This is a genomic window from Streptomyces sp. NPDC031426, from assembly GCF_055581585.1.
The window spans coordinates 1-18,206 of record NZ_JBVIJE010000009.1 but is presented as its reverse complement, the minus strand read 5'-3'; the positions used below and the strand labels follow the sequence as shown (position 1 = coordinate 18,206).

15 protein-coding genes are annotated in these 18,206 nt (G+C 72.8%); 8 read left to right on the top strand and 7 right to left on the bottom strand.

Annotation, left to right across the window (positions count from 1 at the left end; genetic code table 11):
* Positions 1 to 536: 536 nt before the first annotated feature.
* Positions 537 to 1,493 carry a 16S rRNA (cytosine(1402)-N(4))-methyltransferase RsmH gene (gene rsmH / locus ACZ5NH_RS19980; RefSeq protein WP_468776982.1) on the bottom strand — a complete coding sequence of 319 codons (957 nt, stop codon included), beginning with the start codon at positions 1,491 to 1,493 and terminating at the stop codon, positions 537 to 539.
* Between the two features lie 418 nt (positions 1,494 to 1,911).
* On the opposite strand from rsmH, the gene ACZ5NH_RS19975 reads away from it, so the two are divergent.
* From ACZ5NH_RS19975 to ACZ5NH_RS19960, 4 genes are all read left to right on the top strand, one after another.
* On the top strand, positions 1,912 to 2,460 hold the full coding sequence (locus ACZ5NH_RS19975) for a beta-class carbonic anhydrase (RefSeq protein ID WP_468776980.1): 549 nt from the start codon (positions 1,912 to 1,914) through the stop codon (positions 2,458 to 2,460).
* 253 nt (positions 2,461 to 2,713) lie between these two features.
* Positions 2,714 to 3,754: an AAA family ATPase gene (locus tag ACZ5NH_RS19970; protein WP_468776978.1), complete on the top strand. Its 1,041-nt coding sequence runs from the start codon at positions 2,714 to 2,716 to the stop codon at positions 3,752 to 3,754.
* Positions 3,754 to 5,115: a DUF58 domain-containing protein gene (locus ACZ5NH_RS19965; protein WP_468776976.1), complete on the top strand. Its 1,362-nt coding sequence runs from the start codon at positions 3,754 to 3,756 to the stop codon at positions 5,113 to 5,115. The genes ACZ5NH_RS19970 and ACZ5NH_RS19965 overlap by 1 nt, the downstream gene beginning before the upstream one ends.
* Entirely contained in the window at positions 5,112 to 7,499 is a 2,388-nt protein-coding gene (locus tag ACZ5NH_RS19960) for a transglutaminase TgpA family protein (RefSeq protein ID WP_468776974.1), read from the top strand. Before ACZ5NH_RS19965 ends, ACZ5NH_RS19960 begins: the two co-directional genes overlap by 4 nt.
* Positions 7,500 to 7,589: 90 nt before the next feature.
* Here ACZ5NH_RS19960 and ACZ5NH_RS19955 read toward each other — a convergent pair whose 3' ends face one another.
* From ACZ5NH_RS19955 to ACZ5NH_RS19945, 3 genes are all read right to left on the bottom strand, one after another.
* On the bottom strand, positions 7,590 to 7,973 hold the full coding sequence (locus ACZ5NH_RS19955; protein WP_388621466.1) for a DUF3040 domain-containing protein: 384 nt from the start codon (positions 7,971 to 7,973) through the stop codon (positions 7,590 to 7,592).
* Between the two features lie 277 nt (positions 7,974 to 8,250).
* Positions 8,251 to 9,021: a methyltransferase gene (locus ACZ5NH_RS19950; RefSeq protein WP_451556438.1), complete on the bottom strand. Its 771-nt coding sequence runs from the start codon at positions 9,019 to 9,021 to the stop codon at positions 8,251 to 8,253.
* A 123-nt stretch (positions 9,022 to 9,144) separates the two neighbouring features.
* The gene (locus tag ACZ5NH_RS19945; protein ID WP_468776972.1) at positions 9,145 to 9,708 is read right to left on the bottom strand and encodes an SAV_6107 family HEPN domain-containing protein; all 564 of its coding nucleotides are present in this window, start codon (positions 9,706 to 9,708) and stop codon (positions 9,145 to 9,147) included.
* Between the two features lie 166 nt (positions 9,709 to 9,874).
* Between ACZ5NH_RS19945 and ACZ5NH_RS19940 the strand changes: the two genes are divergently transcribed.
* The 4 genes from ACZ5NH_RS19940 to ACZ5NH_RS19925 all read left to right on the top strand — a co-directional run bounded on the left by ACZ5NH_RS19940 (position 9,875) and on the right by ACZ5NH_RS19925 (position 15,322).
* Positions 9,875 to 10,690, top strand: a complete 816-nt coding sequence (locus tag ACZ5NH_RS19940) for an ATP-binding cassette domain-containing protein (RefSeq protein WP_468776970.1) — start codon at positions 9,875 to 9,877, stop codon at positions 10,688 to 10,690.
* Positions 10,677 to 12,761 (top strand): YhgE/Pip family protein, encoded by a 2,085-nt coding sequence (locus tag ACZ5NH_RS19935; protein ID WP_468776968.1) that lies wholly within the window; start codon positions 10,677 to 10,679, stop codon positions 12,759 to 12,761. The genes ACZ5NH_RS19940 and ACZ5NH_RS19935 overlap by 14 nt, the downstream gene beginning before the upstream one ends.
* Positions 12,762 to 12,808: 47 nt before the next feature.
* Positions 12,809 to 13,438, top strand: a complete 630-nt coding sequence (locus ACZ5NH_RS19930) for a TetR/AcrR family transcriptional regulator (protein WP_388621475.1) — start codon at positions 12,809 to 12,811, stop codon at positions 13,436 to 13,438.
* A 372-nt stretch (positions 13,439 to 13,810) separates the two neighbouring features.
* On the top strand, positions 13,811 to 15,322 hold the full coding sequence (locus tag ACZ5NH_RS19925) for a phytoene desaturase family protein (protein WP_388621477.1): 1,512 nt from the start codon (positions 13,811 to 13,813) through the stop codon (positions 15,320 to 15,322).
* A gap of 34 nt (positions 15,323 to 15,356) precedes the next feature.
* Here ACZ5NH_RS19925 and ACZ5NH_RS19920 read toward each other — a convergent pair whose 3' ends face one another.
* The 3 genes from ACZ5NH_RS19920 to thiE form a co-directional block, all read right to left on the bottom strand.
* Positions 15,357 to 16,286, bottom strand: a complete 930-nt coding sequence (locus ACZ5NH_RS19920) for an SCO2102 family sporulation regulator (RefSeq protein WP_468776966.1) — start codon at positions 16,284 to 16,286, stop codon at positions 15,357 to 15,359.
* A gap of 56 nt (positions 16,287 to 16,342) precedes the next feature.
* Positions 16,343 to 17,266, bottom strand: a complete 924-nt coding sequence (gene metF, locus ACZ5NH_RS19915) for a methylenetetrahydrofolate reductase [NAD(P)H] (RefSeq protein WP_468776964.1) — start codon at positions 17,264 to 17,266, stop codon at positions 16,343 to 16,345.
* A 122-nt stretch (positions 17,267 to 17,388) separates the two neighbouring features.
* Positions 17,389 to 18,036: a thiamine phosphate synthase gene (gene thiE / locus ACZ5NH_RS19910; RefSeq protein WP_450980699.1), complete on the bottom strand. Its 648-nt coding sequence runs from the start codon at positions 18,034 to 18,036 to the stop codon at positions 17,389 to 17,391.
* Between the last annotated feature and the right edge of the window lie 170 nt (positions 18,037 to 18,206).

Below are 18,206 nucleotides of genomic sequence, written 5' to 3'. Positions count from 1 at the left end.
CTCCCGGCACGTCCCGAGGTCCGCGCGGCGCTTCCGGCGGCTCCGGGAACCCCGGCCCCGCTCCCCGCGAGTCCCGAGGTCCGCGTGGTGATCCCAGCGCGTTGCGGGGTCCCCGCACCACTCCCAGCAAGTCCCAAGGTCCACACCGCGAGCCCGGCGCGTTCCGAAGTCCACTCGGCACTCCAGGCGAGACCTGGGACCCTCGCGGCACTCCAGGCGGGACCTGGGACCCCCGCGGCACTCCCGGCGAGTCCCGAGAACCGCACGGCGAGCCCGGTGCGTTGCGGACTCCGCTCGGCGCTCCGGGCGAGACGTGGAAGCCCCGCGAGTCCGGGATGCCTCGTCGGTCCCCCGGTGCGGCCGAAGATCCTCGTGGCTGTCCTGGGGGGCCCGGCGAAGCACGCGAGCCGCGCGGTACCTGCGGGAAGCCACGCGACCCGCCTGGCGAGTTCGGGAATGTCCCTGACGCCCCTGGTGAGACCGGGCATCCCCGTGAGTCTCCCAGTGGGTTCGGGAATCCAACCGACCCGTCTCGGTCACTCGGCGTCCTCCCTGATGCGTTCGGCGCCGCGCAACCTGGCCGGTGCGGCCCGGCGGTTCTCGGCGACCTCTTCCTCGGTGGGAAGTTCGGCACCCCGGGTGAGCAGCTTGAGCCGCGGCTGGTAGCGCTCGGGCACCACCGGCAGCCCGGGCGGCGCGGTGGAGGCCGCGCCGGCCGTGAAGACCTGCTTGACCAGGCGGTCCTCCAACGAGTGGTACGAGAGGACGGCGATGCGCCCGCCGACGTCCAGGGCCTTCACCGCCGCCGGGATCGCCCGCTCCAGGACGGACAGCTCACCGTTGACCTCGATGCGCAGCGCCTGGAAGGTGCGCTTGGCGGGATTGCCGCCGGTGCGCTTGGCGGCCTGCGGCAGAGCGTCACGGATCAGCTCGACCAGCCGCGCGCTGTTGCTGAACGGCTCCTTCTCGCGCTCGCGCACGATCGCGGCCACGATCCGCTTGGCCTGCTTCTCCTCGCCGTACGCCCGCAGGATCCGTACCAGTTCGCCCGCCGGGTAGGTGTTCAGGACCTCGGCGGCGCTGATGCCGGTCGTCTGGTCCATCCGCATGTCCAGCGGCGCGTCCTGCGCGTAGGCGAAGCCGCGGTCGGCCTCGTCCAGCTGCATGGAGGAGACCCCGAGGTCGAACAGAACGCCCTGCACGCGCGCGATGCGGAGCTTGTGCAGTACGTCGGGCAGCTCGTCGTAGACGGCGTGCACCAGGGTGGCGCGCTCACCGTAGGGCGCCAGCCGCTCGCCCGACAGGCGCAGCGCCTCCTTGTCCCGGTCGAGGCCGATCAGCCGCGCCTCCGGGAACCGGGTCAGCAGCGCCTCGCTGTGTCCGCCGAGGCCGAGGGTGCAGTCGACGACTACCGCTCCCGGGCGCTCCAGGGCGGGCGCCAGCAGGTCCAGGCACCGCTGGAGCATCACCGGGACGTGTCGACTCTGGCTCAAGGGGGCCTCTCATCTTCCGGCGGGCCCGCACGCACCGCCGGGTCCCCGCCAGCTCGTGTAGGGGAGGCCTGCCGGCGCCGGAAGCGTCAGCCGGACCGGGAGCGGGAGGAGGCCGAGCCGTACGTACGCGCCGCGCACGTGGGGAGACGGTCCGGGGTGAGCCGGGGTCTCCGGGGTTTTACCAGCAGGGAGAGCCACGCCTCCCGCTTCGCGTCACTTTAGTCCACCCTGTCTCGCGGTCAATCAACCGGCCTGCGCGTCGCCTACCGCATCGCGACGGGAGCCGCAATTCGACGGGATTCACCCGTCCGGGGGAGGTTTGCCCCCCTGTGGGGTAGCTCACAACAAGGCGCGATGACGTTTTTTGTCCCGCTCTCACAGGAGGACGGGACCGGGGGTGACCAGTAACGTCATGGGTATGACGACTTCCGCAGCAGTGCCCACTGGATCCGAAGGCGCCATAACCGACGCTGGCACCGTGACCGACCGCCTTGTCGAGTCCAACCAGACGTACGCCGCCGAGTTCACCGACCCCGGGATGGACGCCCGTCCCGTACTCAAGGTCGCGGTCGTGGCCTGTATGGACGCGCGTCTCGACCTGCACTCGGCGCTCGGCCTGCAGCTCGGCGACTGTCACACCATCCGCAACGCGGGCGGTGTCGTCACCGACGACGTGATCCGCTCCCTGACCATCAGCCAGCGGGCGCTCGGCACCCGCAGCGTCGTGCTCATCCACCACACCGGATGCGGCATGGAGACCATCACCGAGGACTTCCGGCACGACCTGGAGATGGAGGTCGGCCAGCGGCCGGCCTGGGCGGTCGAGGCCTTCCGGGACGTCGACCAGGACGTACGCCAGTCCATGCAGCGCGTGCGCACCTCGCCCTTCCTGCTGCACACCGGCGACGTGCGCGGTTTCGTGTTCGACGTGCGCACCGGTCTGCTGCGCGAGGTCGACCCGGCCTGACCGGCAGACCGGCCGGCCGCCCCGGAAGCATCCCGCCATCGCCGTATCGCCGTATCGAAGATGTGGTCGAAAAAGTCGTAAGGCCGACATCCTGCGGGCAGTTGTCCACAGGCGAGTGACACGAATCGGTAACGGCGGCAAGAATGCGGGGTGTGGCGTCGCGCGGAACTTTTCCCGCGTGGTGTCCGTGTTTCGGGGTGGGCCGGTTTCGCACGTAGCGTCGGCCCGGAAAGAACGGGCCGAGGAGGGCCGGGTGACGACCTATGACGATCGAGCGAGCCTCACAGATCTGACCGCCACGGTGGAGCGGGTACGCGGTTCGGTGGAGGGCGTGATCGAGGGCAAGCCCGAGGTCGTACGGCTCGCGCTGACCGTGCTGCTCGCCGAGGGCCACCTGCTGATCGAGGACGTCCCCGGAGTGGGCAAGACGATGCTGGCCAAGGCGCTGGCGCGGTCCATCGACTGCTCGGTGCGGCGCATCCAGTTCACGCCCGACCTGCTGCCCTCGGACATCACCGGTGTGTCCATCTGGGACCAGCAGCGCCGGGACTTCGAGTTCAAGCCGGGCGCCATCTTCGCGCAGATCGTGATCGGTGACGAGATCAACCGCGCCTCGCCCAAGACCCAGTCGGCGCTGCTGGAGTCCATGGAGGAGCGCCAGGTCACCATCGACGGGCAGACGTATGAACTGCCCAGCCCCTTCATGGTGGTGGCCACGCAGAACCCGGTCGAGATGGAGGGCACCTACCCGCTGCCCGAGGCCCAGCGCGACCGTTTCATGGCCCGCGTCTCCGTCGGCTACCCGAGCGTGGAGGCCGAGTTGCAGATGCTGGACATCCACGGCGGGGTGAGCCCGCTGGAGGACCTGCAGCCGGTGGCGCACGCGCACGAGATCGTGAAGCTGATCGAGGCCGTGCGCGGGGTGTATGTCGCCGAGCCGGTCCGGCGGTACGCGGTGGAACTGGTCGCCGCCACCCGCACCCACCCCGACCTCAGACTCGGCGCCTCCCCGCGCGCGACGCTGCATCTGCTGCGGGCGGCCAAGGCGTCCGCGGCCCTCGCCGGCCGGGAGTTCGCGCTTCCGGACGACGTCCAGGCACTCGCCGTCGCCGTCCTCGCGCACCGTCTGCTGCCCACCGCCCAGGCCCAGCTGAACCGCCGTACCGCCGAGCAGGTCGTGCAGGAGATCCTGCAGCACACCCCGGTGCCCGCCGCGCCGGGGCAGCAGGGCGACTTCGGCGGACTCGGCCGTGGCGTTCCGGCGTATCCCCAGCAGCCTCCGCGGAGTCTGTGATGAGCACTGGGGGGACGGGGCAGGCGGAGGCCGACCGCGGCGAGTCCGGCGGCATCCGTACGGCCCTGGCGGGGCTGACCACCCGCGGCCGTTCCTTCCTGGCGGCCGGTGTCGCGGCCGCGATCTGCGCGTACGTCCTGGGCCAGAGCGATCTGCTGCGGGTCGGCCTGCTGCTGGCCGCACTGCCCCTGACCTGTGCGACCGTGGTGTACCGCACGCGCTACCGGGTGGCGGGCACCCGTCGGCTCTCCCCCGCGCGCGTGCCGGCCGGCAGCGAGGCCCGGGTGCACCTGCGGATGGACAACGTCTCCCGGCTGCCCACCGGCCTGCTGATGCTCCAGGACCGGGTGCCGTACGTCCTCGGGCCGCGCCCGAGGTTCGTGCTGGACCGGGTGGAGCCGGGCGGCCGCCGCGAGGTGTCCTACCGGGTCCGCTCCGACCTGCGCGGCCGCTATCCGCTGGGCCCGCTGCAGCTGCGGCTCACGGACCCCTTCGGAATGTGCGAACTCACCCGTTCCTTCTCGACGTTCGACACCCTCACGGTCATCCCGCGCGTGGAGCCGCTCGCCCCGGTCCACTTCAGCGGCGAGGCCAAGGGGTACGGCGACGGGCGGCAGCGCTCGCTGGCCCTGGCCGGCGAGGACGACGTGATCCCGCGCGGCTACCGCTACGGCGACGATCTGCGCCGGGTGCACTGGCGGTCCACCGCGCGCTACGGCGAGTTGATGGTGCGGCGCGAGGAGCAGCCCCGGCGCTCGCGCTGCACGGTCCTGCTGGACACCCGGGGCGGTGCCTATGAGGGCGCGGGCCCCGACTCGGCCTTCGAGTGGGCCGTCTCCGGCGCGGCCTCGGTGCTGGTGCACATGCTCGAACGCGGCTTCTCGGTACGGCTGCTGACCGACAGCGGCAGTGTGGTGCCCGGCGAGGGCGCCGACGGGTTCGCGGGCGCCGGCCAGGAGACCGCGGAGGCGGCCGGACTGATGATGGACACCCTCGCGGTGATCGACCACTCCGACGGCACGGGCCTGTCGCGGGCGTACGACGTGCTGCGCGGCGGCAACGAGGGACTGCTGATCGCCTTCCTCGGCGACCTGGACGAGGAGCAGGCCACGACGGTCGCGAAGATGAGCCGGCGCAGCGGCGGCGCCGTCGCCTTCGTACTGGACCCGGACACCTGGGTGCGGGAGGCGACCGATGTGCCGCGGCCCGGCGACCGGCACGCCGAGCGGCTGCGGATGCTGCGCGAGGCGGGCTGGACGGCGCTGAGCGTGCCCCGCGGCACGGCGCTGAACGGGCTGTGGCAGCAGGCGGACCGGGAGCGCTCGGGCCTGGCCGCGGTGGGCGGGGAGGCGACGCGATGAGCGGTCGGGCACGACTGGCGCTGTGCGCGGCCGCGGCCACGCTGATGGCCTCCTGTGCGCTGCTGCCTCTGGTGGCCGAGCCGACCTGGCTGCTCCAGCTGGTCCCGCTGGTGGCCGTGCAGACCGGGGTGGGCGCGGCGGCCCGCCGGGTGCCGCTGGCCCGGCCGCTGACCGTGCTGGCGCAGGCGCTGGTCACCCTGGTGCTGCTGACCCTGGTCTTCGCGCGGGAGTACGCGGTCATCGGGCTGATCCCCGGCCCGGACGCCTTCCGGCACTTCGCCGACCTGCTCCAGCAGGGCTCGACCGACGTCAGCGAGTACGCGATACCGGCGCCGCTGACCGACGGCATCAAGCTGATGCTGATCGGCGGCGTGCTGCTGATCGGCCTGCTGGTGGACACGCTCGCGGTGACCTTCCGCAGTGCGGCCCCGGCCGGGCTGCCGCTGCTCGCGCTGTACTCGGTGGCCGCCGGGCTGTCCGACGGCGGCGCCGACTGGCTGTGGTTCCTGGTGGCGGCGGCCGGCTATCTGATGCTGCTGCTCGCGGAGGGCCGGGACCGGCTGGCGCAGTGGGGCCGGGTCTTCGGCGGCGCTCCCCCTACGCAGGGCTCCCCGGAGGCCAGCGCGATGGCCCCGGTGCGGACCGGACGCCGGATCGGCGCAGTCGCGCTCGGTGCGGCCCTGGTGGTGCCGCTCGCCCTGCCCGCGATGCAGGGAGGCCTGCTGGACGCCGCCGGTACGGGCGTGGGAGTGGGCGACGGCAACGGCGGCACGATCTCCGCGGTCAATCCGCTGGTGTCCCTGCGCGACAGCCTGAACACGAACAACGACCGCCAGGTGCTGTCCCTGAAGACCAGCACGAACGACATCTCGGACCTGTATCTGCGGATAGTGTCCCTGGACGACTTCGACGGCACCACCTGGAAGCCGGCCCAGCGGCACATCGTCGGCGTACCGGACAAGTTCCCGACGCCCATCGGCCTCGCCCCGGACGTCAAGCGCGGCACGGTGACGACGACGGTCTCGGCGTCGGACTGGTACGCCCAGGACTGGCTGCCGATGCCGTACCCGCCGAGCGGTGTGCAGATCGGCGGCCGCTGGCGCTACGAGCCGGTCGGCATGACCCTGGTCGGCGACCACGGCCAGACCACGCGTGGCGAGACCTACCAGATCACCAGTCTGGACGTGCAGCCGACCGCGGAGCAGCTGTCCACCGCGCCGGAGCCGCCGACGGCCCTGAAGCGCGAGTACACGAAGGTGCCGTCCTCGGTGCCGACGGTCGTGGCCAGGACCGCCAAGGAGATCACGGCGGGCGCGCACAGCCACTACGAGGAGGCCGTCAAACTCCAGGACTACTTCGCCGTGACGGGCGGCTTCCAGTACGACACCCAGGTCGAGGTCGGCCGCGGCCCCGACGCCATCGCGACCTTCCTGAAGAAGAAGCAGGGCTTCTGCGTCCACTTCTCCTTCGCGATGGCGGCGATGGCCCGCACCCTGGGCATCCCGGCCCGGGTCGCGGTGGGCTTCGCGCCCGGTACCCCACAGCCCGACGGCACGGTGGCGGTGAACCAGAAGGACGCGCACGCTTGGCCCGAGCTGTACTTCGAGGGTGTGGGCTGGACCCGCTTCGAGCCGACCCCGACCCGCGGCACCACGCCGTCGTACACCCAGGCGGACACGCCCGGCAGCTCGCTGCCGGACCAGACCCTGCCGTCGCACCAGTCCTCCACGGCACCCTCGGCGGCGGCCTCGCCGAGCCAGAGCTGCGGGCACGATGTGGTCAGGCTCCAGGGTTGTGACACCGGGTCCGCCGTGGCGGCCCCGCACAGCGGCGGCGGGGGCCCGGGCCCGTGGCGGTATGCCCTGATCGGCCTGGCCGCGCTGGTGGTCCTGGCGATTCCGCTGTCGCCGCTGCTGTGGCGGACGCGGGTGCGCTCGGTGCGGCTCGGCGGGCACGCCCGGACCGAGCAGGGCGCGGCCGCGCACGCCTTGGCGGCCTGGCAGGAGTTGACGGACAGCGCCTGGGATCACGGCATCGCGCCGGACGAGTCGCTGACCCCGCGCCGGGCGGCCGCCCGGGTCGTCGAGCTCGGGCGGCTGGACCAGGCGACCGGTGGAGCGGTGCAGCGGGTCGCGGACGCGGTGGAGCAGGTGCTGTACGCGCCCCGGCCGCGCCCGGCGGCGGGTACGGCGGCGGATGTGCGCCGGGTGATCGAGGGGCTGCGCGGCACGGCGAGCACCGGCACCCGGCTGCGGGCGCTGTTCCTGCCCCGCTCCTCGGTGCGGGTGCTGTGGGCGGTGTCGGCCCGCTGGTCGGCGCTCAGGGCGCGGGTGGCGGGGGCCCGGCCCGGCCGGCTGCGCCGGCCGTCGCAGCAGCAGGGCTGAGAGCATGTGTGAGGGGCGACCACCGCTGGTGGTCGCCCCTCACATGGTGTCTGTCGGTGTCCGGGGAACTCCGGGAAAACCGTCGGTCGGCTAATGGCCGTGTTCGTCCCGGCGGCGCTGCCAGCGCTCTTCGATGCGATCCATCATGGAGCGCTTCGGCCGCACCTGGCGACGAGCGGCACCCGCGGGCTGCTCGCCCGGCTTGGGCGCCTTGCGCCAGCCGGTGACGGCGAGCACGGCACAGCCCAGCATGACGAGGAAACCCACCACGCTGACCCAGATCAGCTGCGCGACCATTCCGGCCATGAGGAGCGCGATACCCACGAGGAAGCCTGCGACCGCCTGGTAGACCCGCCGCCGGGTGTACGTACGCAGCCCGCTTCCCTCAAGCGCCGACGCGAACTTGGGATCTTCGGCGTACAGCGCTCGCTCCATTTGCTCGAGCATGCGCTGCTCGTGCTCCGAGAGCGGCACGGAGTCCTCCTCATCGTGCAGTCGCCGGGGCGACCCGGGGGGTCCCTTCAGGATAGGCAGGGAATCGCCCCCGTGAAACCCGCCCCTCTACGCCAATTGGCCAACCGGAATCCGTCATGGCCGTCCCGGCTCGCTGAGGCTTCCATTCCCCGGCGGCCGACCCGTCATGCCGGGCGGTGTACCTCGATCATACGGCGCAAACCCCTCGATCGGGGGTCTTGTGGCGTACTCCATCCGCTGCCAAGGCCCTGATCAGCGGCGGGTCACGGCAGTCCGCTCAGCCCTCGGCGGCACCCGGCGTCTCACCGAGCACGTGCAGCTGGGTCGCGACGGAGTGGAACGCGGGCAGCTCGGCCGCGGCGGCCTCCAGCTTCAGGAGCGCGTCCAGGGCGCCGGGCTCGGTGTCCACGAGCACGCCGGGGACCAGGTCGGCGAAGACCCGCACGCCGTGCACGGCCCCGACGGTCAGGCCCGCGCCCTCGACCAGCGCGGTGAGCTGCTCGGCGGTGAACCGGCGCGGCATCGGGTCGCCGGCACCCCAGCGGCCCTCGGGGTCCTGCAGCGCCTGCCGGGCCTCCGTGAAGTGGCCGGCGAGGGCGCGGGCGAGCACGGCGCCGCCGAGGCCGGCGGCGAGCAGGCTGAGCACGCCCTCGGAGCGCAGCGCGGCGACGGCGTTGCGGATGCCCTCGGCCGGGTCGTCCACGTACTCCAGCACGCCATGGCACAGCACGGCGTCGTAACCGTCGCGCTCGACCACGTCGAACAGGCCGTGCGCATCGCCCTGGACGCCGCGGACCCGCTCGGCGACGCCGGCCTCGGCGGCCCGGCGCTCCAGCGCGAACAACGCGTTCGGGCTGGGGTCGACGACGGTGACGCGGTGGCCGAGCCGGGCGACGGGAACGGCGAAGTTGCCGCTGCCGCCTCCGGTGTCGAGAACGTCCAGCGACTCCCGTCCCGTGGCCTTGACCCGGCGGTCGAGGGCGTCCTGGAGGACCTCCCAGACCACGGCGGTACGCAGGGAGGCGCGGGGGCGCATCGGGTCCGACACGGCAGTTGACTCCTCGGCAGGGCTGGATCGCTTCAGGCGACTCCACCCTATTGCCTGCGCCGCCCTGCCGGTCACCGCGGACGGATACGGCCGGGCGCGTCTCGAACGCCGGACTTCCCGTGGTCAGCCCGCGTCCGGAAGCTCACCGCGCGCGCTCGGGCCGTCCGGTTCCCCGGGATCCTGGCGGGGTTGGGGCAGGACCGGTTGGAGGACGAGCATCCGCTCGACAATGCGCAGGAACATCGCCACGTCCCGTATCAGGTCGTCGGCGTCGCGGCGGCTCGCGGCGCCCTGGATGCCGGCCTCGGCACGGGCCCGGCGGGCTGCGCCGGAGGCGAACAGTGCGCTCCACTCGGTCAGTTCGGGGGCGATCTCGGGCAGTACCTCCCAGGCGCTGCGGATCCGGGCGCGGCGGCGCGGGGAGGTCTCGGGGCGGCCGCGGGCGGCGAGCACGGCGGCGGCGGTGCGCAGGGCGGCGAGGTGGGCCGTCGCATAGCGCTCGTTCGGCGTTTCCAGGACGGTGGCCTCGTCCAGTGCGGCCCGGGCCTGGGCGAGCAGGTCGAGGGCGGCGGGCGGGGCCGTGGCCCGGCGGAGCACGGGGTGCACGTCGCTCGCCGGGGCGGTCAGTGAGGGGGCAGGGCCGGAGGCGCGGCGCCGGCGGGCGGCGGCTGCGGACGGGTTGGCCATGACGAACCTCCTGTCGTCTGGGTGACGGCACGGGTGCCGTATGTGCCCATCGTGAGGTATGGCACTGACAATCCGTTCTGACCTGGGGTTTTGCTTCGATCGTAGGTTCGGGCGTACTTTTGCACTGACCAGTCAGTTCAAAAATCACGAAGCCGCAGGGGGGCTTGTGGACGGCGTGCACGTCAAGGCGGAGGGCCTCGGGCTCAAGGGGCCGCGGGGGTGGGCCTTCCGGGGTGTCACCCTCGACGCGGAGCCCGGCTCACTCATCGCGATCGAGGGACCGTCCGGCTCCGGGCGCACATGTCTGCTGCTCGCGCTCACGGGACGGATGAAGCCCACCGAGGGAACGGCCACCGTCGGCGGGTTCCGGCTCCCCCGGCACCTGGCCCGGCTGCGCCGGGTCAGCGCGGTGGCCAACGTGGCCGGGGTGACCGACCTGGAGCCGGCCCTGACCGTCGGCGAGCACCTGCGCGAACGGGCCCTCCTGCAGAGCCGCTTCGGCGACGCGCTGCGCGAACTGCTGCGCCCTCGCACCCAGCGCGTGCACGAGGCACGGCTGCGCGTCGACGCGGCCCTGGCCGCCGCCGGACTCGACCTGGAGGCGCTGCCCAAGGGCTCCCGGACGGCCGTGCGCGACCTGGAACGGCCGCAGGAGCTGCGCCTGTCCATCGCCCTGGCGCTGCTCGGCCGGCCGGGGCTGCTCGGCGTCGACGACCTCGACACCAAGCTCTCGGACGCCGAGCGCCGCGAACTGTGGGAGCTGCTGCGCTCGCTCACGCGCGCGGGGACGACGGTGGCGGTCGTCTGCCGCACGGCCCCCGGCGACTGCGTCGTCGTACCGACGGGGCCACAGGACACCGGCGCGACGACCGGCACGGGCGACGCGAAGAACGCCGAAGCCGAGTCCTGCACGGGCGACGAGACCGACGGCGAGAGCGCCGAGAAGAGCGACCCGAAGGAGGACGTAGATGCGCTCGCCTAGGCTGGCCGTGCTGGAACTCAGGCGCTTCGGGCGTGGTCGGCTGCCGCGTGCCGCCCTGGTCGCGCTGCTCGTGCTGCCGCTGCTCTACGGCGCCCTGTACCTGTGGTCCTTCTGGGACCCGTACGGCCGCCTCGACCGCGTCCCGGTGGCCCTGGTGAACGACGACAAGGGCGCCACCGCGGGCGGGAAGAGGATCAGCGCCGGTGACGACATCGTGGACGGGCTGCGCGACAGCCGCGCCTTCGAGTGGCACGAGGTGAGCGACGAGGCGGCCCGCGAGGGCGTCGAGAACGGCACGTACTACCTGTCGCTGACCATGCCGGCCGACTTCAGCCGGCGGATCGCCTCCAGCTCGGGCAACTCCCCCGAGACCGGCGCCCTTCAGGTGCGCACCAACGACGCCAACAACTACATCGTCGGCCAGATCTCCCGGACCGTCTTCAACGAGGTCCGCTCGGCCGCCTCCGCCAAGGCCTCCCGCACCTTCCTGGACAAGATCTTCGTCTCGTTCTCCGGCATCCACGACAAGACCGTCACGGCCGCCGACGGCGCCGACCGGCTGAACTCCGGCATCGGGAAGGCGGAGAAGGGCTCCAAGGACCTCGCCGACGGGCTGAAGGACGCCAAGAGCGGCAGCGGCAAACTGGCCGGCGGCCTGACGAAGCTGAACACGGGCGCCGGCGACCTCCAGGTCGGGTCCCGCCGGGTCGCCGACGGCACCCAGGCCCTCGCCGCCAAGGTCGACGGCGTCTACGGCCAGGCCGCCCCCTACCTCAAGGACAACGAGAAGACCATCGGGGACACCGCCCGGCTGGTCGCCGACTCGGCCAGGACCGTCAAGGACAATCTCGACGTCCTGGTGAAGCTCGCCCCGGGCGCCGCGAAGGCCGCCCACACGAACTCCGCCGTCCTGGACGAGATCTACCGGGCGCGCTGCGAGACCGCGGCCATTCCCGATCCGTACTGCCCCCAGCTGAAGCGGGCCAGGACGGCCGCCGCCGAGGTAGCCACCGTCGCCGACGACCTCAACACGCTGATCGCGGACCAGGACGGCGACCTGAAGACGATGCGGGACAACCTCGGCACCCTCCAGAAGCAGGCCGCGGCCCTCGAGGAGCGGGCACCGCACCTCTACGAGGACGTCGACGACGCCGTCCGGAAGATCGACAGGCTGAACGCCGGCGCCCAGAAGGTCGCCGACGGCGCCGAGAAGCTGCACGCCGGGCTCGGTACCGCACAGGCCGGCGCGACCACGCTGGACCAGGGCATCGGCACGGCCGCGTCGGGCGCCCAGACCCTGGACGGCGGCCTCTACAAGCTCTCCGACGGCTCCGGGAAGCTCGCCGGCGGACTGCACGACGGCGCCAGGAAGATCCCGGACTACGGCAAGAAGGACCGCGACCGGCGCACCGGTGTGATGGCCGACCCGGTCCAGCTGGCCTCCCACGACCTGCACAAGGCGCCGAACTACGGCACCGGATTCGCCCCGTACTTCATCCCGCTGTCCCTGTGGGTGGGCGCGATGGTCGCCTACATGCTGATCGCGCCGCTCAACCGGCGTGCCCTGGCGGCCGGTTCGCCGGCCTGGCGGATCGCGCTCGCGGGCTGGCTGCCGGTGGTCGCCGTGGGTGTGCTCCAGGTGGCCGCGCTGATGGCCGTACTGCACTGGGCGATCGGTCTGCAGATGTTCCGCGCGGCCGGCACGATCGGCTTCCTGTGCCTGGTCACGGCCTGCTTCGCGGCGATCGTGCAGTGGCTGAACGCCCGCTTCGGCGCGGCCGGCCGGATCCTGGTGCTCGCGCTGCTGATGCTCCAGCTGACCTCGGCGGGCGGCACCTACCCCGTGCAGACCAGCCCGGGCTTCTTCACCGCGATCCACCCGTTCCTGCCGATGAGCTACATCGTGGAGGCGCTGCGCCGGCTGATCACCGGCGGCGGACTGGGCCCGGTCTGGCAGGCGTGCGCAGTGCTGGCCGCCTTCACCGCGGGCGCGCTCGCGCTGACCGCCCTCGCGGCCCGCCGCCGCCAGGTGTGGACGCTCGACCGGCTGCACCCGGAACTGAGCCTGTGAACCGGGGGGAGGCCCCGCACGCGCGCGTACCTGTGAGAATCAGGGCCATGGAAAGCAGCAGCGCCAGGTCCGGCGGCAGCACGCGCCGCGAGGCCACCCGGCAGAAGCTCTACGAGGCGGCCGTCACGCTCATCGCCGAGCAGGGCTTCTCCGCGACCACGGTGGACGAGATCGCGGAGCGGGCCGGGGTCGCGAAGGGCACGGTCTACTACAACTTCGCGAGCAAGTCGGTCCTCTTCGAGGAGCTGCTGCGGCACGGGGTGGGCCTGCTCACCGCCTCTCTGCAGGAGGCGGCCGAGCAGACCGCGCGGGCGGGCGGCGGCAAGGTGGACGCGCTGGACGCGATGATCCGCGCGGGCCTGGCCTTCATCGACCGCTATCCGGCCTTCACCCAGCTGTACGTGGCCGAGCTGTGGCGCACCAACCGGGCCTGGCAGTCCACGCTGATGGTGGTCCGGCAGCAGGCCGTCGCGGTGGTCGAGAGGGTCCTGCGCGAGGGCGTGGCGGCCGGCGAGTTCAGCGACGAGATCGATGTCCAGCTGACGGCGGCCGCGCTGGTCGGCATGGTCCTGGTGGCCGCGCTGGACTGGAAGTCCTTCCAGCCGGAGCGGTCCCTGGACGACGTCCACGCGGCCCTGTCCCGGCTCCTCCAGGGACGCGTGAGCGGAAAGGGCTGAGCGCATGAGGAAGGCGCCGGTCCGCTGCCGGACCGGCGCCTCCCGTTCCCCCGCACTCCCCCTGTGGTCCCCCGTGGGCGGTCGTCCCCGGGTCCCCCGGCTCGCTTCCGCCGACGGATCGGCGGAAGGAGCGGCAGGGTGGCGGGCGCCGTTCCGCCGCCCCGTGTCGGCGGTGCCGGGCCGCGCCCCCTTGCCGTGTCTCCACTCTCCCGTCCGCACAGGTCGCGGCCCATCCGCGCGCATACTCATCTCGCAACCTGAGTACGGATACTCAGCCCTGCGCACGCGTGCCCACGCTCGCGGGCCGTGCCCCGCGAGCGCCCCGGCCTCCCGCGGGCCGGATTGTCAGTGGCGGTCGATAAAGTCGCAGGCATGGCACGGATTGCGGTGATCGGCGCCGGGATGGGCGCGATGGCGGCCGCCGCCCGGCTGGCCGTTGCGGGCCACCGGGTGGTGGTGTACGAGCGCACGGACACGTACGGCGGTGCGGTGCGCCGCTTCGAGCGGGACGGGTTCGGCTTCGACACCGGCCCGGGCCTGCTGACGCTGCCCGCCGTGTACCGCGATCTGTTCGTCAAGACCGGCAAGGAGCCCCTGGAGGACTGCGTCGAACTGGTCCAGGTCGATCCGTCCGCACGGCACCTCTTCGCGGACGGCACGGGGGTGTCGCTGCCGAACGCCTCGCGCGCGGGCGTGGTCGCGGCACTGGACGAGGCGCTGGGCGGGGGCGCGGGCGAGCGCTGGGGCGAGTTCCTGGTGCGGGCCCGGGAGGCCTGGGACCGCACCCGCAGGCCCCTGCTGGAGGAGCCGCTGTGGCCCAACTGGCGGGTGCTGGCCGACCAGGAGCCGTATCCGGCCGTCCCGCACAAGCGGCTGCTGCGCACGCGGCGGGCCGGCACGCTCTCCGAGATCGGCACCTGGGAGCTGCGCGACGAGCGCCTCGCGGCCCTGCTGGCGAGTTCCGTGCTCGCCCACGGCCTCGATCCGCGGACCACTCCGGCGAGCGCGGCCGTCCTGCCCTACATGGAGCACGCCTTCGGCACCTGGTATGTGCGCGGCGGCATCCGGGAGTTGGCGCGCGCGGTGTACGAGCGGTGTGTGAAGCGGCGGGTGGAGTTCGCCTTCGACGCGGAGGTCCTGCGCATCCTGGTCAAGGACGGCCGGGCCGCGGGCGTGGAGCTGAGAGACGGCACGGTGGCCGAGGCGGACCATGTCGTGGCGGACGTGGACCCGGCGTGGCTGAAGGCGCTGACGGACCGTCCGCTGGACGGGACCGGGGATGTGCGGGCCGATCCGTTCACGACCCGTCCGGGGCGGTTCGCCGTGCTGCTGGCCCTGCGCGGCGGGCGCGAGGCCGGTGCCGCACATCGCACGGTCGTCCATGCGCCGGACCCGGAGTCCGAGCTGGACTTCCTGGCCGCGGCGGACGGGGACCAGCCGCCGGCGCCCACGGTGACCGTGCTGCGCCCGGACGACCCCGCGCTCAGACCGGACGACGGTCACGAGTCCGTGGTGCTGTCCGCGGTGGTGCCGGGCGCCGCCGACTGGGACGAGGAGGGCACGGTCCGGCAGTACACGGAGCATCTCCTCGAAGCCGCCGAGGCCGCGATACCGGGCCTGCGGGACCGCGTCCTGTGGCACGAGGTGCGCACACCCGACCACACCGACGACGAGACGGGCGCCTTCCTCGGCGCGGTGCCGGCCCCCGCTCTGGCCGCCGGCCAGGGGCGCTTCCTGCACCCGTCGAACACCACGCGGCTGCCCGGTCTGTACCGGGTCGGCGGCTGGTCACACCCCGGCGGCGGCCTGCCGCACGCGGGCATGTCGGGCGCGCTGGTCGCGGGGCTGATCGTGGAGGGCCCGGAGTTCCGCGGCTCCCAGTGAGCCGGGGTGGCCGGGCTTCGCCGGCGGAACGGCCTCAGAAACGGTACTGCTCGTCGTACCCGGCACCGGGCTGCTGGGCATGCCCGTGCCCCTGGTTCTCGTACGGGTACGGCTGCTCCTGCGGGAGTTCGCCGCCGTAGGTCTCGTCGGTGCGCTGCTGCGGCACCCACACCCCGCCCGCCGGGGTCTCGCCGTAGCCGCCGCCGTACGGGGCCTGGGCGTAGCCCTGCTGGTCGTACTGCCCGGAGTAGCCGGTGTCGTACGAGGCGCCGCCGTAGGACTGGCTGCCGATGTACGGGTCGGAGTAGTTGGCGTAGCCCTGCTGGCCGCCGGTGTCGTAGCCGTACCCCTGCTGGCCGTAGCCGGAGTAGTCGTAGGCGTAGTTCTGCTGCTCGGTGGCCTGGGCGGCGCCCGCGTAGGCGGTGTCGCCGTAGACGCCGTAGGAGCCGGTGTCCTCGGGCAGCGGCTGGGGCTCGTAGACGGCGGTGCTCTCGGCCGCGGTGGCCTGAGCCCCGGCCGGGGTGAAGACGTCGTCGCGGTCGTGGTCGTCGTAGTCGCCGTACCCCTGGCCGTAGCCGGCCTCGTCGGCGTCCCGGTCGTGCTCCGGGCCGAGGGGCTGCTCCTGGTCGGGGCCGCCCAGCGCCGGGTCGTGCCGGTCGGCCCTGCCGCGGCGGCGCTTGCTGCCGCCTTCGGCCTCGTCCCCGGACTCGGGTCGCTTGACCGCCCAGCCGGCAGCGAAGCCGCGGCGGAACGACAGCGTGACATAGGTCTGGCCGACCGCGAAGGCGATGGCACCGATGCCGATCACGATCACGGACGGCATCAGCACGCCGAACACGACGCCGAGGAAGCCGGCGAACGCGAGCAGCCGCCAGCGCAGGCGCGCCTTGTACTGCAGCAGCACCTCGCCCAGCAACCACAGTGCGACGATGCCGAACGCGATGTAGAGGACCGTCCAGCCCATGTACGCCCCTCTCCCAGTGACCGCTACGCAGTGTGTCGTATCACGGTGCGGCCGGTCTAGGCCTGCGGGGGGTGGTGCAGGCCCAGGTTCTCGTAGATTTCCAGGGTCGCCGTGGAGTTGTTCAGCGTGATGAAGTGCAGTCCGGGCACTCCCTCGGCGAGCAGCCGAGCGCAGAATTCCGTGGCGAAGTCGATACCGATGGAGCGTACCGCCGCCGGATCGTCCTGCGCTGTGAGGATCCGCTCTTTCAGGGCGTCCGGGAACAGGGCGGTGCTGAGCTTGGGCACCCGTTGCAGCATCTTCACGCTGGTGACCGGCAGGACCTCGGGGATGATGGGGGTCTCGCAGCCCGCGGCCACCACGCGGTCGCGCAGCCGCAGATACGACTCCGGGTGGAAGAACATCTGTGTGATGGCGTAGTCCGCACCCGCACGGCACTTGTCCACGAAGTGGGCGACGTCGGTGTCCCGGTCCGCGGAACGGGGGTGCATCTCCGGGAAGGCGGCGACTCCCACACAGAAGTCGCCCGACTCCTTGATGAGCCGGACGAGTTCGGCCGCGTACGTCAGCCCCCGGGGGTGCGGCACCCACTCGCCCATCGGGTCGCCGGGCGGGTCGCCCCGCACGGCGAGCATGTTGCGGATCCCGGCGTCCGCATACTGGCCGATGATGTTCCGCAGTTCGGCGATCGAGTGGTCGACCGCGGTGAGGTGGGCGACGGGCGTGAGCGTCGTGTCCACGACGATCTGCTGCGTCTCCCGGACCGTGGTCGTGCGGGTGGTACCGCCGGCGCCGTAGGTGACGGAGACGAAGTCGGGGGCGACGGCCTCGACCCTCCTGAGCGCGTTCCACAGGTTCCGCTCGCCCTGGGGAGTCTTCGGCGCGTAGAACTCGAACGAGTACGTCGCCTTGCCGGAGGCGAGCATGTCGCGCACGGTGCGTGCGCGATCAGTCCTGGTGGAGGGGGTTCCGAGGGCCATACCGGCAGGTTAGCCAGGGGCGGGCGGTCCCCCAACCGGAGGACTAAGAATTGCCCTAATTGTCGCCTTCCTGTCCACCCCTTGGACGAAAACCCGGACAGAGGGGCCGACGGGCCAGGTCGCTAGCCCTGCCGCAGCCGCTTCGCGAACTCGGCCGCGGCCGCTCCCGGGTCGTCGGCCTCGGTGATCGCGCGGACCACGACCACCCGGCGGGCACCCGCGTCCAGCACCTGGTCGAGATTCCCGAGGTCGATGCCGCCGATCGCGAACCAGGGGCGGTCGGTGCCCAGGCCGGCCGTGTACCGGACCAGGTCGAGGCCGGGGGCGTGGCGGCCGGGCTTGGTGGGGGTGGGCCAGCAGGGCCCCGTGCAGAAGTAGTCCACGCCCTCCTGCACGGCGGCCGCGGCGGCCTCGGACTCGGCGTGCGTGGAGCGGCCGATCAGGACCTCGTCGCCGAGGATGGCGCGGGCCGCGGGGACCGGCAGGTCGCCCTGGCCGAGGTGCAGCACATCGGCGCGGGCGGCGTGGGCGACGTCCGCGCGGTCGTTCACCGCGAGAAGCCTGCCGTGCCGGGCGCAGGCGTCCGCGAAGACCTCCAGGTGCGCCAGCTCCTCGGCGGCTTCCATGCCCTTGTCGCGCAGCTGCACGACGTCGACACCGCCGGCCAGGACCGCGTCCAGGAACTCGGGAAGGTCGCCCTGGCGCGTGCGCGCGTCCGTGCACAGGTACAGGCGGGCGTCCGTGAGCGCGGCGCGTGCGGTGTCGGACATACGTGGGTCCCCCCTGGTCGGTGTCCCTGGCGGCTTCGGCGGGTGGTGGGGGGGGGGGGGGGGGGGACCCCCCCCCCCCCCCCCCCTGGGCTGGTGCGGAAAAAAAGGAACGAGTGTGGTGGGTTCCCCCCCCTCCCCGATTCTCCCTCCCCAGACGCCTGGGGGGGGCG

Coding starts and splice junctions, on each gene's coding strand:
- ACZ5NH_RS19975 (WP_468776980.1), top strand. CDS start 1,912: ATGACGACTTCCGCAGCAGTGCCCACTGGATCCGAAGGCGCCATAACC.
- ACZ5NH_RS19965 (WP_468776976.1), top strand. CDS start 3,754: ATGAGCACTGGGGGGACGGGGCAGGCGGAGGCCGACCGCGGCGAGTCC.
- ACZ5NH_RS19960 (WP_468776974.1), top strand. CDS start 5,112: ATGAGCGGTCGGGCACGACTGGCGCTGTGCGCGGCCGCGGCCACGCTG.
- ACZ5NH_RS19945 (WP_468776972.1), bottom strand. CDS start 9,708: ATGGCCAACCCGTCCGCAGCCGCCGCCCGCCGGCGCCGCGCCTCCGGC.
- ACZ5NH_RS19935 (WP_468776968.1), top strand. CDS start 10,677: ATGCGCTCGCCTAGGCTGGCCGTGCTGGAACTCAGGCGCTTCGGGCGT.
- ACZ5NH_RS19930 (WP_388621475.1), top strand. CDS start 12,809: ATGGAAAGCAGCAGCGCCAGGTCCGGCGGCAGCACGCGCCGCGAGGCC.
- ACZ5NH_RS19925 (WP_388621477.1), top strand. CDS start 13,811: ATGGCACGGATTGCGGTGATCGGCGCCGGGATGGGCGCGATGGCGGCC.
- ACZ5NH_RS19920 (WP_468776966.1), bottom strand. CDS start 16,286: ATGGGCTGGACGGTCCTCTACATCGCGTTCGGCATCGTCGCACTGTGG.
- metF (WP_468776964.1), bottom strand. CDS start 17,266: ATGGCCCTCGGAACCCCCTCCACCAGGACTGATCGCGCACGCACCGTG.
- thiE (WP_450980699.1), bottom strand. CDS start 18,036: ATGTCCGACACCGCACGCGCCGCGCTCACGGACGCCCGCCTGTACCTG.